20 protein-coding genes, 4 tRNA genes and 1 pseudogene are annotated in these 19,865 nt (G+C 60.3%); 9 read left to right on the forward strand and 16 right to left on the reverse strand.

The window, feature by feature from the left end; translation table 11 throughout:
* The first annotated feature begins 80 nt into the window (after positions 1-80).
* Positions 81-1,079 carry a bile acid:sodium symporter family protein gene (locus tag AC1ZV1_RS16455; protein ID WP_484292648.1) on the forward strand — a complete coding sequence of 333 codons (999 nt, stop codon included), beginning with the start codon at positions 81-83 and terminating at the stop codon, positions 1,077-1,079.
* A 74-nt stretch (positions 1,080-1,153) separates the two neighbouring features.
* Here AC1ZV1_RS16455 and gorA read toward each other — a convergent pair whose 3' ends face one another.
* The gene (gene gorA, locus AC1ZV1_RS16460; protein WP_484292649.1) at positions 1,154-2,512 is read right to left on the reverse strand and encodes a glutathione-disulfide reductase; all 1,359 of its coding nucleotides are present in this window, start codon (positions 2,510-2,512) and stop codon (positions 1,154-1,156) included.
* An 88-nt stretch (positions 2,513-2,600) separates the two neighbouring features.
* On the opposite strand from gorA, the gene AC1ZV1_RS16465 reads away from it, so the two are divergent.
* Positions 2,601-3,032: a VOC family protein gene (locus AC1ZV1_RS16465; RefSeq protein ID WP_484292650.1), complete on the forward strand. Its 432-nt coding sequence runs from the start codon at positions 2,601-2,603 to the stop codon at positions 3,030-3,032.
* Positions 3,033-3,090: 58 nt separating this feature from the next.
* Here the strand turns inward: AC1ZV1_RS16465 and galU are convergent, their stop codons facing one another.
* Complete coding sequence (galU, locus tag AC1ZV1_RS16470; protein WP_088421520.1) at positions 3,091-3,930, reverse strand: UTP--glucose-1-phosphate uridylyltransferase GalU; 840 nt, start codon at positions 3,928-3,930, stop codon at positions 3,091-3,093.
* Between the two features lie 204 nt (positions 3,931-4,134).
* Entirely contained in the window at positions 4,135-4,500 is a 366-nt protein-coding gene (locus tag AC1ZV1_RS16475; protein ID WP_484292651.1) for a LexA family protein, read from the reverse strand.
* A gap of 495 nt (positions 4,501-4,995) precedes the next feature.
* Here AC1ZV1_RS16475 and AC1ZV1_RS16480 point away from each other — a divergent pair, with 495 nt between their 5' ends.
* Complete coding sequence (locus tag AC1ZV1_RS16480; protein ID WP_484292652.1) at positions 4,996-5,361, forward strand: DUF3509 domain-containing protein; 366 nt, start codon at positions 4,996-4,998, stop codon at positions 5,359-5,361.
* A 96-nt stretch (positions 5,362-5,457) separates the two neighbouring features.
* Here AC1ZV1_RS16480 and AC1ZV1_RS16485 read toward each other — a convergent pair.
* The 7 genes from AC1ZV1_RS16485 to AC1ZV1_RS16515 form a co-directional block, all read right to left on the reverse strand.
* Positions 5,458-5,543, reverse strand: a tRNA-Leu gene (locus tag AC1ZV1_RS16485).
* A 159-nt stretch (positions 5,544-5,702) separates the two neighbouring features.
* A tRNA-Cys gene (locus AC1ZV1_RS16490) sits at positions 5,703-5,776 on the reverse strand.
* 35 nt (positions 5,777-5,811) lie between these two features.
* A tRNA-Gly gene (locus AC1ZV1_RS16495) sits at positions 5,812-5,887 on the reverse strand.
* A gap of 68 nt (positions 5,888-5,955) precedes the next feature.
* The gene (gene pgsA, locus AC1ZV1_RS16500; protein ID WP_279829252.1) at positions 5,956-6,516 is read right to left on the reverse strand and encodes a CDP-diacylglycerol--glycerol-3-phosphate 3-phosphatidyltransferase; all 561 of its coding nucleotides are present in this window, start codon (positions 6,514-6,516) and stop codon (positions 5,956-5,958) included.
* Positions 6,517-6,549: 33 nt separating this feature from the next.
* Positions 6,550-8,376, reverse strand: coding sequence for an excinuclease ABC subunit UvrC (gene uvrC / locus AC1ZV1_RS16505; RefSeq protein ID WP_484292653.1), 1,827 nt, complete (start codon positions 8,374-8,376; stop codon positions 6,550-6,552).
* Positions 8,377-8,378: 2 nt separating this feature from the next.
* Entirely contained in the window at positions 8,379-9,023 is a 645-nt protein-coding gene (gene gacA / locus AC1ZV1_RS16510; RefSeq protein WP_017517075.1) for a response regulator transcription factor GacA, read from the reverse strand.
* 536 nt (positions 9,024-9,559) lie between these two features.
* The gene (locus AC1ZV1_RS16515) at positions 9,560-9,823 is read right to left on the reverse strand and encodes a hypothetical protein (protein ID WP_484292654.1); all 264 of its coding nucleotides are present in this window, start codon (positions 9,821-9,823) and stop codon (positions 9,560-9,562) included.
* Positions 9,824-10,090: 267 nt separating this feature from the next.
* Here AC1ZV1_RS16515 and AC1ZV1_RS16520 point away from each other — a divergent pair, with 267 nt between their 5' ends.
* Both AC1ZV1_RS16520 and AC1ZV1_RS16525 read left to right on the forward strand, forming a co-directional pair.
* Positions 10,091-10,345 (forward strand): hypothetical protein, encoded by a 255-nt coding sequence (locus AC1ZV1_RS16520; protein WP_484292655.1) that lies wholly within the window; start codon positions 10,091-10,093, stop codon positions 10,343-10,345.
* Between the two features lie 450 nt (positions 10,346-10,795).
* Positions 10,796-11,414, forward strand: a pseudogene (locus AC1ZV1_RS16525) (SOS response-associated peptidase).
* 318 nt (positions 11,415-11,732) lie between these two features.
* Here the strand turns inward: AC1ZV1_RS16525 and AC1ZV1_RS16530 are convergent.
* The 3 genes from AC1ZV1_RS16530 to AC1ZV1_RS16540 all read right to left on the reverse strand — a co-directional run bounded on the left by AC1ZV1_RS16530 (position 11,733) and on the right by AC1ZV1_RS16540 (position 13,547).
* Entirely contained in the window at positions 11,733-12,461 is a 729-nt protein-coding gene (locus AC1ZV1_RS16530) for a CatB-related O-acetyltransferase (protein ID WP_484292656.1), read from the reverse strand.
* Between the two features lie 130 nt (positions 12,462-12,591).
* Positions 12,592-13,107 (reverse strand): DUF2514 family protein, encoded by a 516-nt coding sequence (locus AC1ZV1_RS16535; protein WP_484292657.1) that lies wholly within the window; start codon positions 13,105-13,107, stop codon positions 12,592-12,594.
* A complete protein-coding gene (locus tag AC1ZV1_RS16540) occupies positions 13,104-13,547 on the reverse strand; it encodes a structural protein P5 (protein WP_484292658.1) in 444 nt (147 codons plus the stop codon). The genes AC1ZV1_RS16535 and AC1ZV1_RS16540 overlap by 4 nt, the downstream gene beginning before the upstream one ends.
* A 134-nt stretch (positions 13,548-13,681) precedes the next feature.
* Between AC1ZV1_RS16540 and AC1ZV1_RS16545 the strand changes: the two genes are divergently transcribed.
* Entirely contained in the window at positions 13,682-14,821 is a 1,140-nt protein-coding gene (locus AC1ZV1_RS16545) for an acyltransferase family protein (protein ID WP_484292659.1), read from the forward strand.
* Here the strand turns inward: AC1ZV1_RS16545 and AC1ZV1_RS16550 are convergent.
* Entirely contained in the window at positions 14,768-16,768 is a 2,001-nt protein-coding gene (locus AC1ZV1_RS16550; protein ID WP_484292660.1) for an SGNH/GDSL hydrolase family protein, read from the reverse strand. The two genes, AC1ZV1_RS16545 and AC1ZV1_RS16550, sit on opposite strands and share 54 nt — an antisense overlap.
* Positions 16,769-16,827: 59 nt before the next feature.
* Positions 16,828-17,307 carry a hypothetical protein gene (locus AC1ZV1_RS16555; protein ID WP_484292661.1) on the reverse strand — a complete coding sequence of 160 codons (480 nt, stop codon included), beginning with the start codon at positions 17,305-17,307 and terminating at the stop codon, positions 16,828-16,830.
* A 146-nt stretch (positions 17,308-17,453) separates the two neighbouring features.
* On the opposite strand from AC1ZV1_RS16555, the gene AC1ZV1_RS16560 reads away from it, so the two are divergent.
* Positions 17,454-17,696 (forward strand): DUF4224 domain-containing protein, encoded by a 243-nt coding sequence (locus AC1ZV1_RS16560; RefSeq protein WP_484292662.1) that lies wholly within the window; start codon positions 17,454-17,456, stop codon positions 17,694-17,696.
* Positions 17,697-18,746: a tyrosine-type recombinase/integrase gene (locus AC1ZV1_RS16565; RefSeq protein WP_484292663.1), complete on the forward strand. Its 1,050-nt coding sequence runs from the start codon at positions 17,697-17,699 to the stop codon at positions 18,744-18,746.
* 128 nt (positions 18,747-18,874) lie between these two features.
* On the opposite strand, the gene AC1ZV1_RS16570 is transcribed toward AC1ZV1_RS16565, so the two are convergent.
* Positions 18,875-18,962: transfer RNA gene (locus AC1ZV1_RS16570), tRNA-Ser, on the reverse strand.
* Positions 18,963-19,096: 134 nt separating this feature from the next.
* On the opposite strand from AC1ZV1_RS16570, the gene AC1ZV1_RS16575 reads away from it, so the two are divergent.
* Complete coding sequence (locus AC1ZV1_RS16575) at positions 19,097-19,762, forward strand: Bax inhibitor-1/YccA family protein (protein ID WP_484292664.1); 666 nt, start codon at positions 19,097-19,099, stop codon at positions 19,760-19,762.
* Positions 19,763-19,865: the final 103 nt, after the last annotated feature.

A 19,865-nucleotide genomic window follows, 5' to 3' on the forward strand; every position in this document is an offset into this window, starting at 1 on the left:
GCCGGCACATCTTCTCGGGCTTAGAGTGCGAACCTGACCCTTGCGGTCTTTCATACACAATAACGATGAGAGATGTGCCCATGGCTCGCCCCCGCCTGCTTCCCGACAACTTCACCCTGGCGCTGATCGCCACCGTGACCGTTGCCAGCCTGCTGCCCTGCGTAGGCACCGCTGCCGTGATCTTCGGCTGGATCACTAACCTGGGCATCGCGCTGCTGTTCTTCCTCCACGGCGCTAAGCTGTCGCGCCAGGCCATCATTGCCGGCGCCACCCACTGGCGCCTGCATCTGCTGATTTTCTCCTGCACGTTCATCCTGTTCCCCCTGCTGGGGCTGGCCCTCAAGCCGGCGTTATCGCCACTCGTGACCCCAGACCTGTACCTGGGCATGCTCTACCTCTGCGCCCTGCCCGCCACCGTGCAGTCCGCAATCGCCTTCACGTCGCTCGCACGGGGCAACATCCCGGCGGCGATCTGCAGCGCCTCTGCCTCCAGCCTGCTCGGTGTGTTCGTCACGCCGCTGCTCGTGCAACTGCTGATCGGCGCCCATGGCGATACCGGTATGTCAACGCTGGACGCCATCGGCAAGATCACCCTGCAACTGCTGGTGCCCTTCGTTGCCGGCCAGTTGCTGCGACCGTGGATCGGTGCCTGGGTGGAACGGAACAAGCCGGTTCTGCGCTACGTGGACCAGGGCTCGATTCTGCTGGTGGTCTACACCGCCTTCAGTGCCGCGGTCATTCAAGGCCTGTGGCACGAGGTTCCGCTGCCGGCGTTGGCTGGCCTGGTCGTGGCCTGCTGCGTACTGCTGGCACTCGCACTGGTCCTCACCAACCTGCTGGGACGCTGGCTTGGCTTCTCCCTGGAAGATCGGATCACCATCATCTTCTGCGGCTCGAAGAAGAGTCTGGCCACCGGCGTGCCCATGGCCTCGGTACTCTTTGCCAGCAGCACCGTCGGTGTGATCCTGCTGCCACTGATGTTGTTCCACCAGATTCAGCTGATGGTCTGCGCTGTACTCGCCCAGCGCTATGCGCAGCGCCAGGACGACAGCCATGCGTCGCTGGAGCGCGCCAACTGACGGCGTCCTCCCGATAAGGCGCCCACAAAAAAGCCGGTGCATCTGCACCGGCTTTTTCGCGTCTGCCGTTGCCGTCAGGCACCGACCGGGGTGCGCATGGTGACGAACTCCTCGGCTGCCGTCGGGTGGATGCCGATGGTTTCGTCGAACACCCGCTTGGTCGCACCGGCTTTCAACGCAATGGCGATCCCCTGGAGCATCTCCCCTGCATCCGGGCCTACCATGTGGCAGCCCAGCACCTTGTCACTGTCGCCGTCGACGATCAGCTTCATCAGGGTCCGTTCCTGGCTTTCGGTAAGGGTCAGCTTCATTGGCCGGAATCGGCTTTCGAAGACCTTCACCTTGTGCCCGGCGCTACGCGCCTCGTCCTCGGTCAGGCCGACGGTACCGATGTTCGGTAGGCTGAAGACCGCGGTGGGGATCAGCTTGTAGTCGACCGGACGGTATTCGTCCGGGCGGAACAGCTTGCGCGATAGAGCCATGCCTTCCGCCAGCGCCACGGGAGTCAGCTGCACCCGGCCAATCACATCGCCAATGGCATGGATCGACGGCTCACTTGTGCCATAAGCCTCATCCACCTTCACGTAGCCGCGGTCATCCAGCTCGACACGAACGTTTTCAAGGCCCAGGTTATCCAGCTGCGGGCGGCGCCCCGTGGCGTAGAACACGCAATCGGCCTCTAGCACGCGACCATCCTTGAGGGTCGCGGCCAAGGTGCCGTCGGCCTGTTTGTCGATGCGCACGATGTCGCTATTGAATTGCAGGTCCAGTCCCTTCCTGGTCAACTCGTCACGCAGGTGCTCACGCACGCTGCGATCGAAGCCACGCAGGAACAGATCCTTGCGATACAGCAGCGAGGTCCGAGCGCCCAGACCGTGGAAGATCCCGGCGAATTCCACGGCAATGTAGCCACCTCCAACCACCAACACCCGGCGAGGTAGCGACTTCAGGAAGAAGGCCTCGTTGGAAGTGATCGCGTGTTCCTTGCCGGGAATGTCCGGCACCTGCGGCCAACCGCCAGTGGCGATGAGGATGTGCTTGGCGCTGAAGCACTGCCCATCGACCTCCACAGTGTGCCCGTCCTGCAGCTTGGCATGACCTTCCAGCAGCGTGACACCACTGTTCACCAGCAGGTTGCGGTAGATGCCGTTGAGCCGGTGGATTTCGCGGTTCTTGTTGGCGATCAGGGTCGACCAGTCGAATTTCGCCTCGCCCAGGGTCCAGCCGAATCCGGCGGCCTGTTCGAAGTCTTCGTGATAGTGCGCCCCATACACCAGCAGCTTCTTCGGCACACAACCGACGTTGACACAGGTGCCGCCCAGGTAGCGACTTTCCGCGACGGCTACCTTCGCGCCAAAGCCAGCAGCGAAGCGTGCGGCACGCACACCGCCGGAACCCGCACCGATGACGAACAGGTCAAAATCGAAAGACATCATGGATCTCCGCATGGATATGCCAGGCAGCATACCTCATGGCGCCTGACGTATCCTGCAATCTACCGGTCCTGAAGGAGGTACTGCCATGCGTTCGACTTTGACCCATCTGGCCCTTCACGTGCCCGACCTGGACGCCTGCGTCGATTTTTACGAACGCTTTTGCGGCATGCACGTCATCCATCAGCGCGAAGGCAAGGGCTCGCGCATCGTCTGGATGGCGGAGCCGGGCAAGGAGCACAGCTTCATCTTCGTGATCATGCCCGGGGGCCAGGAACGGCATCTGGTCAGTGATGACTACAGCCACTTCGGCTTTGCCGTCGATTCTCACGACGAGGTCGACCGTATCGCAGGGGCGGCCGACGCCGCCGGCTGCCTGATCTGGGCACCACGCGAAGAACCCTACCCCGTGGGCTACTACTGCGGCCTTCGCGACCCGGCCGGCAACTACGTAGAGTTCAGCTACGGGCAGCCGCTCGGGCCAGGATCAGAAGCGATGCCGATTCCGCGCGCGATGTAGACCGGAAAACGAAAAGCCACCCGAAGGTGGCTTTTCCCAAGAACGGAAAGGTCCGGAGTTACCAGGCCTTGCCAGTCTTGTAGAGGTGTTCGTAGCAGAAGTTGGTCGCCTCGATATAGCCCTCGGCGCTACCGCAATCGAAACGCTTGCCCTTGAACTTGTAGGCCAGCACACAGCCATCCTGAGCCTGTTTCATCAGGGCGTCGGTGATCTGGATCTCCCCCCCCTTGCCCGGCTCGGTCTGCTCGATCAGGTCGAAGATGTCCGGCGTCAGGATGTAGCGACCGATGATCGCCAGGTTCGATGGCGCATCTTCGGGCTTCGGCTTCTCGACCATGGTGTTCACACGGTAGATGTCGTCACGAATCATCTCACCGGCGATCACGCCGTACTTGTTGGTCTCCTCCGGCGGCACTTCCTGAATCGCCACGATCGAGCAGCGGAACTGGTTATACAGCTTGACCATCTGCTTGAGCACGCTGTCGCCTTCGAGGTTCAGGCACAGGTCGTCCGCCAGCACGACGGCGAAGGGCTCGTCACCAATGAGCGGACGGCCGGTCAGGATAGCGTGCCCCAGGCCTTTCATCTCGATCTGACGGGTGTAGGAGAAGGTGCATTCATCGATCAGGCGACGGATACCGACCAGGTACTTTTCCTTGTCGGTGTTGCGAATCTGGTGCTCCAGTTCGTAGCTGATATCGAAGTGGTCTTCGAGGGAGCGCTTGCCGCGGCCGGTGACGATACCGATTTCACCGAGGCCGGCTTCCAGCGCCTCTTCAACGGCGTACTGGATCAGCGGCTTGTTCACCACCGGCAGCATTTCCTTGGGCATGGCCTTGGTGGCCGGGAGGAAGCGGGTACCGTAGCCAGCGGCTGGGAACAGACATTTCTTGATCATGAGAGTCCTTCGAGAGGGACAGGGGTGCGAGTTGCGCGCAGTCTAATCAGGCTGCGTCCGCCTTACAATGCCCCCGGATTGCAAGCTGCACGACTCTTGTGAGGTCCTGCAAACGGGGCACATGCGCATCTGACAAGCAAGACCCTGACTTAGTTCTCGAAGTTGCTGGCAAATGGTCAGTATCCCGCTCGATGCGTGACCGCCCTACCCCCAATGCCCTTGCACAACATCGCTCCCGGAGAGCCGCTGACGCACTACACCCCAGATCGAGAGCTCGTCACCCTCTTCGACTTTCAGTGTCGGATAGCGTCCGTTCGCCGCCTGCAGTGCAAACGAGCCATCGATAATGGCAAGGCGGCGGATCAGTGCCTCGCCATTGAGCGCAGCCACCACTATTTCACCGGGCGCTGCCAACTCCGAGCGATCGACCAGCAGCAGATCACAGTCATGAATACCGGCCTCCGTCATGCCTTCGCCACAAGCTCGGACTATGTAGGTATGGAAAGACGTGGCGGCCGCTGCGCCAGCAGGCTGCATCACATCGCGGACTTCCATAATGGCTTGTTGCATGGCCCTGCTCCGAATACTGTATATACATACAGATAGCAGATGCCGGCCGGCCCGACAAGTCATTGGATGGAACCTCGAGGGAGAAATGCCGCTCAACCGAAAGGACAGCGCACCGATGGCGGTGGACTACCCTTAGGGAGGGGTGAGGATATCGATATGAATCCAGGCATGTTCGTCACACTCATGATTCTCGGCTGGGTTTTGTTGGCCCTTGTTACGCTGTGGGCCATCCTGCGGGTCCCACTGCGCCGGGCCCGTTTGAAGAGGCCCACGCACAAAGCAAAAGCCGCTTCACCGCGACGCCATCTTCTTCCGCACTGAAAGCATCGTGCAAAATGCCATGCTTTTTGCACCCGCCCTTGCAGGCTGCACGGAAAACGAAACGGCAAAAATTCCTATCTAATTGATTTTAAATGGCTTTTTATTTAAATCGAGTTGGTATGCACCCTGCAATGAAAGGTAAGGAACCGCCCATTCATTGCCGAGGACGACACCATGCCAATCGACCGCCTGCCTGCCGCCCAATACCTCTGCCAGGTCTTCAGTGACTTCGATGTAAGCTTCACCGCTCGACCTGACGGCAATCTGATCATGACACTGAGCAAGGACGCGGGCGAACATATTGCCTGCCGCGTGGTGCGTCAGGAGGAGCAGCGTGACGAAGCCCTGCTCACCACCTTGGTTAGTCGCATTCGTCGAGACCTGGCGACCGAATACGGCCCACTGCAGGAGCATGACGCAGATCACTTCAAGGCCGAGGTGCCGCTGCAGAACTTCTACGAGAATACCGAACCACTGCGTCAGCGTCGTATCGTCAAGGCGGGGGCGAAGTTGCGCTCGATGGCCAATTTAGGGGCCTGAATCGCGAGCAATAAAAAACCGGCCAAGGCCGGTTTTTTATTGATTGGAATCCCCCCGAATCGGACATTCAGCACCCAATGATCGAGAGGAAGAAGTTGGTGCCCGGAGCCGGACTCGAACCGGCACGCCCAAAGGGCGAGAGATTTTAAGTCTCCTGCGTCTACCGATTTCGCCATCCGGGCGGTAGCGCTGTGCAGCGTTGCCGAACTCCTGAGAGCCCGGAAAGGGCTGGACTATATACAGCCCTCGCCCCCCTGCGCAAGTTGCTGAAAACCGCAATCCCTACAGTGGGCAGCTAAAGAAAAAGCCCTGTAAATCTTCGATTTACAGGGCTTTTCTATTGGAGGCTGAGGTCGGAATCGAACCGGCGTTCACGGATTTGCAATCCGGTGCATAACCACTCTGCTACTCAGCCATAACACGGATGACTCAAGGCGAATCATCAAAATCTGGAGCGGGAAACGAGACTCGAACTCGCGACCCCGACCTTGGCAAGGTCGTGCTCTACCAACTGAGCTATTCCCGCGTTGTCGTGTTGACGGGCGCCATTCTAACGATTTGGAAATGCCTGTCAACTCCTTGATTCAAAAATACTTATTTCTCTTTCGGGGTGGTGTTCAAGTGCGGCCAGGCAGCCAACAGATAGTGCAGCATCGACCACAGGGTGAGGATGGCGGCAACAATCAGGAGCGCATAGCCAACCAGAACCCAGAAGGTCATCAGCGGCGGATTGGCCAGGAGAATGACCAGCGCCAACATCTGCGCCGCAGTCTTCCACTTGCCCAGGCTGGAAACGGCCACGTGAGCCCTCGCCCCGATTTCCGCCATCCACTCACGCAACGCCGATACTACGATCTCGCGACCGATGATGATCGCGGCAGGCAAAGTCAGCCACAGGTTCGCGTGTTCTTCCACCAGCAGCACGAGTGCGGTGGCAACCATCAACTTGTCCGCCACCGGATCAAGGAAGGCGCCAAACGGCGTGCTCTGCCCAAGACGACGCGCCAGATAGCCATCCAGCCAGTCGGTGGCGGCAGCCAGGGCGAACACAGCACTGGCTGCCAAATGGCTGGCCGGGAACGGAAGATAGAACAGCAGGATGAAGATCGGAATGAGCAGAACGCGGAGCAGTGTGAGCAGGTTCGGGATATTCATCGGGTCGGAAGGTCTGCGAGTTGAGCCGGCATTCTACTCGCTGTGCAGGGCAGCATAAATCTGCTCTGCCAGCTTTTTGCTGATGCCGGGGGCTTTGGCAATTTCATCGATACTGGCTCTGCCCAACTCCTGCAACCCGCCGAAGTGCTTGAGCAGGTCACGCCGGCGCTTGGGACCGACGCCAGCGACATCCTCCAGTGTCGAGGTGCGGCGTGCCTTGCCTCGCCGTGCACGGTGACCGGTGATGGCAAAGCGGTGGGCCTCGTCGCGTATCTGCTGGATCAGGTGCAGCGCGGGCGAGTCAGCGGGCAAGGTGAATTCGTGTTGGGCGTCATTGAGGTACAACGTTTCCAGGCCAGGCTTGCGGGTAACGCCCTTGGCGACGCCAAGCAGTGTCAAGCCAACGACCGCGAGCTCCTGAAGCACTTCCTGAGCCATGGCCAGCTGCCCCTTGCCGCCGTCCACCAGGAGGATATCAGGCATCTTGCCTTCGCCTTCTTTCAGGCGACTGAAGCGACGAGTGAGCGCCTGGTGCATGGCAGCGTAATCATCGCCGCCGGTAATGCCTTCGATATTGAAGCGGCGGTAGTCCGACTTCAGCGCACCTTCCGGACCAAACACCACGCAGGAAGCTACCGTCGCCTCGCCGCTGGAGTGGCTGATGTCGAAGCATTCGAGACGCTGTGGCGGCTCTGGCAAGTCCAATGCCTCGCCCAATGCATCGAAGCGCGCCGCCATGTGCTGGCGATTTGCAAGGCGGGCCGCCAGGGCCTGCTCTGCGTTGGTCACGGCCAACTGCTGCCAGCGCGCGCGGGTGCCGCGAACACGGGGTGTGATTTCCAGCAGACGGCCACGGGATTCTTCAATGGCCGAGGCCAGGATCGGGAAGTCCTCATGCACGGCATTGACGATCAACTCGTTCGGCAGATCGCGCTCGTGGTGGCTGAGGTAGTACTGCCCGAGGAAGGCCAGCAGGACATCGCCCACCTCCTCCTCGATCGCCACTTGCGGGAAGAAATTCTTGCTGCCCAGTACCCGCCCGCCGCGCACGCTGATGAGGTGCACGCAGGCCCCGCCGGGTGTGACGATGGCAGCCACCACATCGACGTTTCCGGTCCCGAACTCCATGCTCTGCTGGTCCTGCACGCGCCGCAGGATCTGCACCTGGTCGCGAAGCTCGGCGGCTTTCTCGAAGTCCAGGCGCATGGCCGCCTGCTCCATGCTGGTGGACAATTCCTCCGCCAGCACATTGCTGCGTCCTTCGAGGAACATGATCGAGTGGCGCACGTCTTCGGCGTACTCCTCCTCGCTCACCAGCCCGACGCAGGGCGCCTTGCAGCGCTTGATCTGGTACTGCAAGCACGGACGTGTGCGGTTGCGGTAGTAGCTGTCCTCGCACTGGCGCACGAAGAAAGCCTTCTGCAGCAACGCAAGGCTTTCACGAATGGCGCCGGCGCTCGGGTAGGGACCGAAATAACGCCCCTTGGCCTTCTTGGCACCACGATGGATCGTCAGGCGCGGGTACTGGTCTTCGCTCGACAGAAAGACGTAGGGATACGACTTATCGTCGCGCAGCAGTATGTTGTAGGGCGGCCGCCATTCCTTGATCAGCGTCTGCTCGAGCAGCAGCGCCTCGGTCTCGTTGGCAGTAATCGTAGTCTCGACCAGGGCGATCTTCGCCACCAGGGCAGCCGTCTTCGGAGCCAGGCCGGACTTTCGGAAGTAACTGGAGAGGCGCTTCTTGAGGTCCTTCGCCTTGCCGACGTATAGCAGCTTGGCCTCCGCGTCGAACATGCGATAAACGCCCGGCCGACCGCTGCAGGTGGCCAGAAAGGCCGCCGAATCAAACTGCTGCGTCATAGTCAGTTGCTGGCGTCGACCATGCCGTGCCGGACAGCCAGCAGCGCCAGCTCGACGTCACTGGTGATCGAGAGTTTCTCGAAGATGCGGTAGCGGTAGGTATTCACAGTCTTGGGCGAAAGGCACAGCTTGTCCGAGATGCTCTGCACCTTGTGGCAGTTGGCGATCATCAGGGCGATCTGGATTTCACGCTCGGACAGGGTGTCGAACGGCGACGCGTTGCGCTCCGGCTCGAAGGATTTCAGCGCGAGGTTCTGGGCAATCTGCGGACTGATGTAGCGCTGGCCGGCAAACACCTGGCGAATCGCCTGGACCATCTCATCCAGCGCCGCGCCCTTGGTGAGATAACCCGCCGCTCCAGCCTGCATCAGGCGAGTCGGGAACGGGTCTTCTTCGCAGACCGTCACCACCACGACACGTACGTCGGGCTGGCTGCGTAGCAGCTTGCGGGTGGCCTCGAGGCCACCGATGCCCGGCATTTTCACGTCCATCAGCACGACGTCGGGCTTGAGCTCACGTGCCAGTTGCAGTCCACGCTCGCCGGAGTCGGCCTGACCAACGACCTGCAGGCCGTCGATATCAGCCAGCATGCGGGTAATTCCGGTGCGCACCAGATCGTGATCATCGACCACCAGCACCTTAATCACGCAGCACCCCTTGAGCAAAATGGAATGACCAGCCCCGAAAAGAGCCCCGAACAATTACCGAACCTTAACAGAAAGTGGCTCTACGACCTAGCTTGGAAGCCGTTCGCCAAAATGCAAGCGCCAGAGAAGCGCAGAACAGCTGGGTTGCATGCTGACAGATGACCAGGGAGGCGTCTAGGACGCCCGTACTGACACCGCCCACGCCTGAAAAAGAAAATCGAACTGACAGAAAAGAAAGAAACGGGCCGTCCGGAAAAGCAGAGCGATCAGTCTCCGCCTCCGTCACCGGAGTCGCAGCCGCCCCCCGCATCACTATCACCGGCTGTGCAAGCATCGACGTAATCACCCCCTCTGTTAACGAGGCTGTCATCCGTCGAACTGTAGAGGCCTGTAAATCCGTGGTCGGAGTTGTCCTTCTGATCTGCACTATGGGCTCGGCGCAGCTTGCGCAAGACCAGCCATGCAAAGCCGGCAACCAGCACAACCCCTCCAAGGACCAATGTTCCCACCATAATCGACCTCCTTGTCGATTGACCTCAGGCTTCGACAGCGTCCAATAGGGCCCACGGCTTGTAGCCAGCAGTACGTGCTGCTTTCTCGGCCTCCAGGATGGCCTCGGTGCGGCTCAGCGAGCGCGAGCGATGTTCGAAACGAAATGCCGGCCCATTCTCACCGCGCACACTGAGAACGATCAGGTAACCCCGCATGGGGTTACTGACTTCCCGCGTGGTTTTCACTTTTTTGGGAGCAACGCCCAGCGCTTCGCGCATCTGCCGCTCGAGATCTTCGACTTGGTTCATTCAGAATTTTCCGGAGAGTGGTGCATGAAGTTTAACTGAGCGGATCGACGCCCTACAGAAACATCGAACGGTACGACGGACTTTTCCGATGCTGTTCAACATGCGCATGCAAGCGCAAAGACCGCACTAAGCAAAGGACGGGGCATGCAGTTAATTCATCGACAGAAACGCGAAAGCCCCGCAGTGCGGGGCTTTCAACGTTGTAATAGTGGTGGAAGCGTAGAGATTCGAACTCTAGGACAGTTGCCCGTCGACGGTTTTCAAGTCGTGCACCCCGAACTCTCGCAGTGGTACGCCCACCTCAACAGCCGGTGCGAGCTCCTGACACACCCAGAAGGCCATCGGCGCGAACTTACCGCTGACGCCGAGGCCCTGCGCACCAAGGGCCTGGTTACCGACGACGAATGGTGGGAGCTCTGCGACCTGATTTCCGGCGCCTATTCGTTCGCGATCGAGCAGCGCGCCTCCGAGCTGTTCCACCCCGCGTCTGCTTACGTGGTGTGCGACCAGTCTGACCAGTAGGTCGGCAAGGGCTCACGCGCTATCCTCGCTCTCGACGCTGCGAAAGACTCTCCCCTGCAGGTCAAATACGGCGACGTCGGCACCCTCCAGGCTTTCACCGGGGCAGCCTTCAGCTATCTCGCCGGAACGATTCACGGCCAGGAGCTTCGGATGGAGAACGGGCGATGCTTCAACCTGGTGGAGGTCGGCCGTTACCTGCGGGGCGGCGGGTTCGTCGAGGCGATCACCGACCCGGATAGCTTCCGCCTGATCCTGAACGCGATCGAGGCAGCGAAGGAAGATGGGGATCAGGAGAGGACCAGCTACCTTTGCCAGGGCGCGCAGGTCAGTCCCTTCCGGATCTGCCCGGCGTGCAGGGACCGGTTCGGCAGCAGGGACGACTGCGAGCAGTGCGCGGGAACAGGCTTTGTGGAAAGGCAGTACGGCAGCTGGGCTGAGCTGGTGGCGATCATGCGCCTGCCAGGGCCTGACATGCTGAAGGAGCCTATCGAACCGCGCTGCAACGTGGCGCCGACCACACAGACACTGCTGATGGTCAACGATGAGGAGACGCTCGTCGGCGAGCGTGTCAGGTGGGGATGGCGGCCGCATTGGGCCAAGGACAAGCCGGCGCCGATCAATGCCAGGGTCGAGAAGGTGGCGCACGGACCATTCTTCCGCGCGATCTGGCCGCATCGGGCAATATGTCCGGTGAGTGGCTGGTACGAGTGGGTAGATGAAGGCAGCCCGAAGAAGCAGCCCTACTTCATCCGCAGGCGAGACGGATCCGCGTGCCTGGCTGCAGCGATTGGGCAGTTCCGGCCGGCGCTCGAGAACCAAGCGAGCACGACGGATTTGTGATCATCACGGCCGACGCCCAGGGCGGCATGGTAGACGTGCATGATCGGCGGCCCGTAGTGCTGTCGCCTGATCTGGCCACCGAGTGGCTTGACTCAGCGACCACCAAAGAACGCGCCGAGCAGATCGTCTTCAGCAAGGCGAGCCACCCGAAGCATTCGAATGGTTCCGGGTAAGCGCCGTGGTGGGTAACGTCAGGAACCAGGGCCCGCAGTTGATCGAGCCGATCTAGAGGTAATGGGCAGTGCCTTTGCCGATGGGCTTCCACTCTTCCTGAGGAGAGTGGGCCGACAGCATGGCGAAGAGCTCGACTTCCTGCCCTTCCTTCGGCTCAGCCGGAAGCAAGGCCGCATGGCGTCCCGCCTGTAGTCCCTTGAACATCTCGGAGTTGGCCCCGACGTGGAACTCCCAAACGCCGTACTACCCGGCCTTGGTGACAAGGCGCTCCAGGTTCAGGCGCGTCCCGCCATTGGATCGAATTCTGAGCATGCCGACCTCCTGTAGATCGAGGCCGGCATCATACCCTAGCGGCAGGACAGGACTGCGGCGCTCAGCTGCTTGAGCCAGCGTAAATACCAGGTAAACCCTGCAGAGTTATGGCCTCATCAAGAGAACTGAAATCTGGCTGACACAACAGATTTCCTTGCTCAACAATTTTGGAGTAGGGCCAGTTCCACCAAGAAATCTCAAGAAGCCTTGCTCTGACTTCTTCAGGGAATCTCCAACCAATAACCCGAGCTGGAATGCCCCCCACAATCGCGTAAGGCGGGACGTCCTTGGACACTACGGCACCGGCCGCCACGACCGCTCCATCACCAATGGAAACACCAGCCAAAATCGTTGACGCAGTACAGATCCAAACATCGCTTCCGATCGTAACGTCATCGTTCTGTCCGATACCGTCCTCGATTTCGGAGAGTCTTGGTTCGAAAATGTTAAACGGGAAACTGGTCATCCAATCTGCACGATGGCGGCCACCAAGCAAAATGCGAGCTGTTCCTGCTATCGATGTATAGGACCCAATGGAAAGCTTCGGGTTGCCCTTATAAGACTGGATAATTGGAATGCCGTACGTACCCTGTCCTATCGCATACTGCGGGTAACGCGCCAAAAATTCGGCTCTTCCACGCTCGATTTTGGGAAGCTTTTTTACCAAGCGCTTTGTCAAAGTGGCGACTCGACGCTTAGCGGCCTTCGGGCCTACCAGCATCCGGAGCAGTCGCACACCCAGTGCACGGCGAGCGGCGTCCAAATAGGACAGCATCTGCTCATTGCTCATCAGATCTTCGGACTTCAGACAATCCCGATGCTTGGACATTTGGCACAGCAACCTAGCTAAGACGAGCCCGGCTTTGTATCAAAAATGCCTCATTTCTGATACTTGAATTGCAGCGTGGGCTTCGCCATCGTCACAGCCTACCGGTGGCTAGCGGCTCGTATTCAGCTTCGCAGGCCAGCCCCCTCACTCGGGATTCGTCAGCAGCTTCTGCGTAGACACCCTCCAGGCGGTCAACCTCTCCAAGCAACTCGGCGAGCACTCGGGCGTTCTTGGCTGCTGCCTGGACTGCGGCGGCAGTGCAGGAATCGCGGCCGGCTTCAGCTGCAGCAACTCGGCCGGCGTACTTGGCGGCTGCGTCCCGCACGCGCTGATCAGCAGCAACGGCAGCATCAGCGCGCACCTGGTCAATGTTCCTCTCGCCATCCTCGATCACCTTGTTGATTGATTGCTGTCGGCGCTGCTCCTCGGCGCGCTCGCGCGCCTCGAATGCAGCTGCGACCTGCTTGTCCTGCTTCTCATGCTCGTCCCACTTGGACTGCCAGGTGGCGTTCAGGCGCGCCCTACCCTCGTGCCAACCGCCGGCGGCGGACAGGAACAGCAGCAGCGCGCACAGCAGTGGCTTCCAGTTGCTGGCCAGCCAGGTCACGCAAGCGCCCTCCGCACACCCTCATCGATTACGGCGCCCCGGTACGGAACGCCGCCGTTCTCGTGCCGGATGATCGCCACCACCAGGCCGCGCAGCGTCGCCGGCAACCGGACGTCGATCACTTTGTTGGGCTGCACGCCCAGCGCCTTGGCCACCGCGCCAACGTATACCTCGGTGTCGTTCTCGCTACCCGGCGCCCAGCGGCTGATAGTCTCGCGCACCGTGTCGATGCCCGGGCCGCCGACGCCAGGCATACCGTCCTTGCCGCGGTACGCCAGCAACAGCTTGCCCAGGGCGCGGATGCCGTTCTCTGGGCTATCGAAGCGGGCGAAGCGAGGCTTGGCCACGCCAACCTCCAGGCCGAGTTGGCCCTGCCAGGCGTTGCGCGGGTTGTAGTCGATGTTCCCAGGGTTGTTGTTGCGGACGCCTCGGGTGGTCATTGGCTTTCTCCAGACACAAATATGCCGGCTAGATGGCCGGCGATGAAGGGGTGCGCGCTGCATGAGCGCAACTGAGTGGCGTGTTTCCGTCTCGATACGTAATATGTCGGCCTGGTTACACGCAGGGATGCCCCATGTCGCAACGCTTTGTAATACTTGACTTTCTTCGCTTCGCCTTCGCTATGGCAGTTTTCCTGGGGCATGCTCACGCGCTGTTTGCTTCGCGGCACGCGCACCTTGCTGTGGACTACTTCTTTATCCTTTCGGGTTTCGTACTTAGCTATGCCTACTACCGAAAGGTAGAAAACAAGGGATTTATCACATCCTTCATAAAGGACCGCTTCGCGCGTCTTTATCCGCTGCACGCATATACATTGATCGTATTTGTCTTGCTGAACTTCTGGTTCACCGACATTACGACCCATCCGCTGGAGGATCGCTGGTCATATCAAGATGGCAGGGCGTATACACTCCTTCTGAATATCGGCCTGCTCAATAACGTAGGGCTATCCCCTAGCGGCCCGTCTTGGAATGCGCCGGCCTGGTCGATCTCAGTTGAGTTCTGGATAAACATCGCCATCGCGATCGCTGCCTACATCTTCCGGAAACGAGTAGTTCCGCTGCTGCTTCTCGGTAGTGTCATCGCCTATGTCATCCTGTTGCGCCACCCTGAAGGCCTTGGAGTTTTCTACACCAACCTGCGCGGCTGGCTGAATACTGGTCTTCTACGTGGTATTGGTGGGATGGGACTGGGCGTGGCCTGCTTTGCCGCCTATAACGTCATTCTGTGCAAGTTCAAGGACGTCAATGTATTTGCGCTTGCTGTAGCTGCGTTGGCACTTATCGCGGCACAAATCTATATAATCAGCGGCGGTTACTCGCCGATCAGCACTGACTTCATTATCGCCCCAATAAGTGCATTGACCGTTATCGTGGTCGCTGTATTTGAGACTCGCGCAAACCTAAGCAAATTCGCGATCAGCAAGGTAATGGAGTGGCTCGGCGAGTGCTCCTACTCCATATATCTCAATCACTGGGCAGTAATTATCTTCGTGAATTACTTCATGAACTATGCCTGGGAAATGAAAATCGACCTGAAAGAGCCGGTAACCTTCTCGATATTTGTTGCTTTCGTAGTGATTTACTCCCGGATCACATACCGCCTGATCGAGATACCTGGAAAGAACTTCATCAAAGGCAAGAAGCCCCACAAGGGGGCTTCAGTTGCCTCGCCGGAACTTGATCCCCGCCAGGCTCACTCCACCAGCAGCTAACCCCTTGGCGCAGACGATATTGCCGTTCGGGGTCACCGACCAGACCGCAAAGCCCTGAGTGTGCGACGAGTAAGTAATCGCATTCTCCGGGTTTAACGGTCGATATCCGGGGGGCAACTGCGCCACAGCGGTCCCGTCCGTGATAGTACCCCCGTTGATCATCCCGAACAGTTCGACGTGCCCCTCGGTCGTTAGCACGTAGCTTGCCGAAGTGACCACGTTGCCATCGTTGTAGTCGGCCCATCCGTTCAGGAAGGTGAAGCCACTTGGCCCCTTCACCTCCCCGGTCCACTGGTTCCACGAGTTGCCCGCGACGTTGGCGGTACGGGTCAGTAGGCGGGAATCGCTCGCTCCGAATGGGTACAACTCCATCAGGACACCGCCATCCGGGTTCTTGAAGACCAGGACAAAACCTTCAGCCGGCGCCCCACCCGCAATGGTGGCTCGATAGTGGTGGTAGCCGAACTGGTAGTCGCTCGGCGGCGCCGCGTTGCTGAACGTGAATACTTGGGCGGACGAGTTGGTGACGTTGTTAGTGCGGTACGGGTAAAGCGTTTCGTCCGGCAGCAGCCACTGCATGAATCGCCCCCAGATCATGGCGTTCATGGCGCTCAGCGGGTGGACGCAGTCCTGAAGGCGGTCGGAGTAAGGCGCGTCCATTAGGCCGGTGCCTGTCCCGGTAGCTGCTTGCATGACGTCCTGCAGGATTCGATAGGTGTCGAAGTACACCGCGCCGAACTGCTTGCAGACCGAAATGATCATCCCGCGGAGCTGCTCGTACCAGGTCGCATCGCGCTGGTAGCGAGTATTGTTGGTCGCGTTCGGTCCCATGACGACGATGGTCAGGCTACCAATGCCACCGCCCGCCCCTGCGCGAACTGCGGTCAGCCAGTTGACCAACTGTGTTCTGGTGTCGTTCAGGCGAGTCGCCAGGGGCTGTGTGCCCTCGTTAATGAAGGATTTGAGGATGTACAAGCCAGGCCCGCTCGCGAGGTCGGCGACCGCCTGGGCCTGCATATCGACAATCTGTTTTCCACTCTGGGCGCGGTTGGTGACCACCACGTTTGCTAGACCCTTGGCGGCAAAAATCCTCTCCAGCAGGGGTTTCACTCCGAAGATGGCGGATTCACCGTTGCTGCCCGCCACGGTGGAGTCGCCATAGACGAAGGTCTTTAGCGTCCCCGCTGCGCTCGACTGGCCGAGTGAAAAGTAGTCGTACGGGCGTTTGTTGTAGGTGAGACCTATGCCAAGCTCGTTGCTGTCGGCATAGGTGTTGATCTGCCGGTAGCCGTCGGCGGCGTTCTGGGTCGGTACCATGATCGCGCCAGGCCCGGTGTACCGCACGCCCAGCGGGTTGGATGGTTCAGAGGCGCACCTGAACTCACCTTCCGGTACCAGCACTGCCCCAGGATTTCCTGCTTCTGCGATCGCCGCCTCGATCAGAGCCTTGTTGTTGGTGACGCCAACGGCGGCGCCCTGATCGGTGATCGAAGGCGACTCGCGGAGTTTGGCATCCACCGTGCGGCCAGCCTGGCGGAATCCGACCTTGGTTGCACCGGTGATGGCTGCCAACTCACTGCGAAGGGCAGCGTCGCCAACCGACACCACGTTGTTCTGGTCCGTCGCCCAGGTGCCGGTCAGGGTCAGCGGCAGGGTTACGCCTGGCTTCGCTCTCCAGAACTCCCCTGCACGGTCAAAGACCTGGTTCGGAAGGGTGAGGGAAAGGCCTGCTGCATAGGGGCCAACGTAGATGTAGCCGGTGTTCGCCAGGGCAGTCTGGAAGTCCGCCTCCATCCCTGCGAAGGACTTCCGGCTTTTCCCGGTCCTGTCCGTCCACGACACGGCCTGACCATTGACGGCAAGATCCAGATTGCCTGCGTTGTCGAAAAGGTCGCGCGGATCGGCAGAACCGTTGGGCTCTACTGCGTTACCGGTGTTGTAGCGCATGAATTTCTCCAGGCAATAAAAAGCCCGGCTCTAGGCCGGGCTCTTTTGGGGGATGTTGATCAGTTGTCAGCGGTGGCGTTGTCGTACTGGTAGACGCGCTCGTCGTAGTTCACTCCCTTCACGGAGCACGACTCGAGGCCGCTTGGATCGACAGTTGTCACCAGCACTGGGCGGATCCGCCCGAACAGCAGGTGCGGCGGCTCGCGCTGCCAGGACACATCGGGCGTGAAGTCCAGTGGCGGGATGCGCATGCGGTAGTCATCAATCCGCGTTGCGGGCCACGGGCCACTGACGCGGCCGTCCGGTTTCCGCAGCGCCACCTGGGCGATGGGCGCAGCCGCCCAGTCCAGCGGTTCACTACTTTCAAGAACGACACCGAAGCCATCCACTGCGAAGCTCTTCAGCAGCGCGCTCTGCCCGCTTCCAGGGATGTCGTCAGATACCCCGGCGAGGCTCATGTACTCGCTGTTGTTCGCGTCCAGTTCGGTGGGGAAGCTGTAGGTCCAGCGGCGGTACCGCTGTTCACAGCGTCGCCGCATGCCCATCCGGTATGCGCGCGTCCGGTCGGCGATGCCGATTGCGGTGGCCTTCTCAACCCTTCAAGGCCAAGATTTCGATCGCGACATGTCGCCCCTCCCTATTCCCAATCCCCGCCGGCCAGCGCCGGCGCGACGAGGTATTGCCTGTGGAGAGCGAGATCCTCTCCGACGAGGAACTGGCCGAGATCACCGGATACACGGCCTACGGCTGGCAACGCCGCTGGCTTAAGTCCCACAACTGGGTGTTTGTCGAGACCCGCGGCAAGCGCCCGCTGGTCGGCCGGCAGTACGCCCGCATGAAGCTGGGCATCAAGCCGGACACGCTGGTCATCCAGCCGCCGCAACTCCCTACCCCAGCCTGGACGCCTGACTTCTCTCGGGTGAATTGAATGCGACCACGGAACAAGGAAAACCGCGACCTCCCGCCGGGCATGTACCGGCGGAAGCGCACGCGCAAGAACGGAAAAGTCTGGATCGGCTACTACTACGAGGACTCCACCGGCAAGGAACGCCCACTGGGCACCGACCTGGACATGGCCCGTATCAAGTGGGCCGAGCTGCAGGCCAAGGAGAAGCCGGCCGACCTGCGCGTCCTGCGCTCGATCTTCGACCGGTATGTCCGGGACGTCATCCCCGGCAAGGCCCCTCGCACCCAGAAGGACAACCTGATGGAGCTGAAGCAGCTCCGGAAGGTGTTCGACGACGCCCCCATCGACGCGCTGACGCCAGCGATGATCGCCCAGTACCGGGACGCGCGGAAGGCGAAGGTCCGGGCCAACCGGGAGATCGCCACCCTCTCCCACGACTTTAACATGGCCAGGGAATGGGGGCTCACCGCCAACCAGAACCCCTGCCAGGGCGTGCGCAAGAACAAAGAGACGCCGCGGGACTACTACGCCAACGACGTGGTCTGGGCCGCCGTGTACCGCTGCGCAGCGCCGGAGCTGAAGGACGCCATGGACCTGGCCTACATCACCGGCCAGCGCCCCGCCGACGTCCTGGTGATGCGCCGCGACGACATTGAGGGCGATTACCTGCTGGTGAAACAGGCGAAGACCACGAAGAAGCTGCGCATCCTGATCCGCAATGGCGACCAGGACAACAGCCTGGGCCAGCTGATCAAGCAAATGGCCGCTCGCCACGTGGGTCACCTGAGCCCCTACCTGATCGCCAGCACCACCGGCCGTCGAGTAACGGCCAGCATGCTGCGCCACCGCTGGGACGCCGCGCGCGACCAGGCGCGAGCAGCCGCGATTGAGGCCGGCGACGAGCAGTTGGCGAAGCGTATCGGCGAGTTCCAGTTCCGCGACATCCGCCCGAAGGCAGCCACGGAGATCAACGACGTGAAGGAGGCGAGCCGGTTACTTGGCCACACCGAAGAGGAGATTACGAAGCGGGTTTACATGCGGGTCGGGGCGATCGCCAAGCCGTCGATTTAGCGAAAGTTTCGGAACGCGTTCCGGATCATTTCGGAACTCTTCCCCTGAAAGCTCCCCAGGCGAGCAACTCGCCGAAGACGCCAGAAACGCGAAAGCCCCGCAGTGCGGGGCTTTCAACGTTGTAATAGTGGCGGAAGCGTAGAGATTCGAACTCTAGGACAGTTGCCCGTCGACGGTTTTCAAGACCGTTGCCTTAAACCACTCGGCCACGCTTCCACATGAGCGGGCGGCAATATTACCGGATCGCAACACACTGTCAAACTCTGATGATTCAGCGCCCTTTTCCCTCTGTTATGATGGATGGCACTACGGTCATGGATCCGTATCCCGCTTAACAGGAGTGTCTCGACATGCAAGAACGGCAATATCTCGACTCCACAGCCGTGGAGCAGAAAGAGGTCAGCGGCGTCCTGCGCAATACCTACGGCCTGCTGGCACTGACTCTCGCCTTCAGTGGCCTGGTCGCCTACGCGTCGCAGCAGCTGCGCCTGCCCTACCTCGGGCCGATCGTAACCCTGCTGGGCTTCTACGGCCTGTTCTTCCTCACCGTGAAGCTGCGCAACAGTGGCTGGGGCCTGATCAGCACCTTCGCCCTCACTGGCTTCATGGGCTACACCCTTGGCCCGATCCTGAACATGTACCTGGGCATGGCCAACGGCGCGAGCGTGATTTCCTCGGCCTTCTTCATGACTGCCCTGGTGTTCTTCGGCCTGTCCGCCTACGTGCTGACCACCCGCAAGGACATGAGCTTCCTGTCCGGCTTCATCACCGCAGGCTTCTTCGTGCTGCTGGGCGCCGTGCTGGTCTCGATGTTCTTCCAGATCAGCGGCCTGCAATTGGCCATCAGCGCCGGCTTCGTGCTGTTCTCCTCGGCGATGATCCTGTTCCAGACGAGCGCGATCATCCATGGTGGTGAGCGCAACTACATCATGGCCACCATCAGCCTGTACGTATCTATCTACAACCTGTTCATCAGCCTGCTGCAGATCTTCGGCATCATGGGCAGCGACGACTGATCCAGGCGTCACCCAGGAAAAGGCCCGTTTCGACGGGCTTTTTTCATTTCTGGCAGGGCAAAAAAACCTCGTTGCCGTATCATTTGGCGATACATCGCTGCAG

This window comes from Pseudomonas sp. BB438, from assembly GCF_057180225.1.

Excerpts from the sequence above, each read along its gene's own strand:
- gorA (WP_484292649.1), bottom strand. The coding sequence starts at position 2,512 with ATGTCTTTCGATTTTGACCTGTTCGTCATCGGTGCGGGTTCCGGCGGT.
- AC1ZV1_RS16545 (WP_484292659.1), top strand. The coding sequence starts at position 13,682 with ATGTCGCAACGCTTTGTAATACTTGACTTTCTTCGCTTCGCCTTCGCT.
- AC1ZV1_RS16465 (WP_484292650.1), top strand. The coding sequence starts at position 2,601 with ATGCGTTCGACTTTGACCCATCTGGCCCTTCACGTGCCCGACCTGGAC.
- galU (WP_088421520.1), bottom strand. The coding sequence starts at position 3,930 with ATGATCAAGAAATGTCTGTTCCCAGCCGCTGGCTACGGTACCCGCTTC.
- pgsA (WP_279829252.1), bottom strand. The coding sequence starts at position 6,516 with ATGAATATCCCGAACCTGCTCACACTGCTCCGCGTTCTGCTCATTCCG.
- AC1ZV1_RS16565 (WP_484292663.1), top strand. The coding sequence starts at position 17,697 with ATGCGACCACGGAACAAGGAAAACCGCGACCTCCCGCCGGGCATGTAC.
- AC1ZV1_RS16555 (WP_484292661.1), bottom strand. The coding sequence starts at position 17,307 with ATGCGGCGACGCTGTGAACAGCGGTACCGCCGCTGGACCTACAGCTTC.
- AC1ZV1_RS16550 (WP_484292660.1), bottom strand. The coding sequence starts at position 16,768 with ATGCGCTACAACACCGGTAACGCAGTAGAGCCCAACGGTTCTGCCGAT.
- AC1ZV1_RS16480 (WP_484292652.1), top strand. The coding sequence starts at position 4,996 with ATGCCAATCGACCGCCTGCCTGCCGCCCAATACCTCTGCCAGGTCTTC.
- AC1ZV1_RS16475 (WP_484292651.1), bottom strand. The coding sequence starts at position 4,500 with ATGCAACAAGCCATTATGGAAGTCCGCGATGTGATGCAGCCTGCTGGC.
- AC1ZV1_RS16575 (WP_484292664.1), top strand. The coding sequence starts at position 19,097 with ATGCAAGAACGGCAATATCTCGACTCCACAGCCGTGGAGCAGAAAGAG.
- uvrC (WP_484292653.1), bottom strand. The coding sequence starts at position 8,376 with ATGACGCAGCAGTTTGATTCGGCGGCCTTTCTGGCCACCTGCAGCGGT.
- AC1ZV1_RS16515 (WP_484292654.1), bottom strand. The coding sequence starts at position 9,823 with ATGAACCAAGTCGAAGATCTCGAGCGGCAGATGCGCGAAGCGCTGGGC.
- AC1ZV1_RS16540 (WP_484292658.1), bottom strand. The coding sequence starts at position 13,547 with ATGACCACCCGAGGCGTCCGCAACAACAACCCTGGGAACATCGACTAC.
- AC1ZV1_RS16530 (WP_484292656.1), bottom strand. The coding sequence starts at position 12,461 with ATGAGCAATGAGCAGATGCTGTCCTATTTGGACGCCGCTCGCCGTGCA.
- AC1ZV1_RS16455 (WP_484292648.1), top strand. The coding sequence starts at position 81 with ATGGCTCGCCCCCGCCTGCTTCCCGACAACTTCACCCTGGCGCTGATC.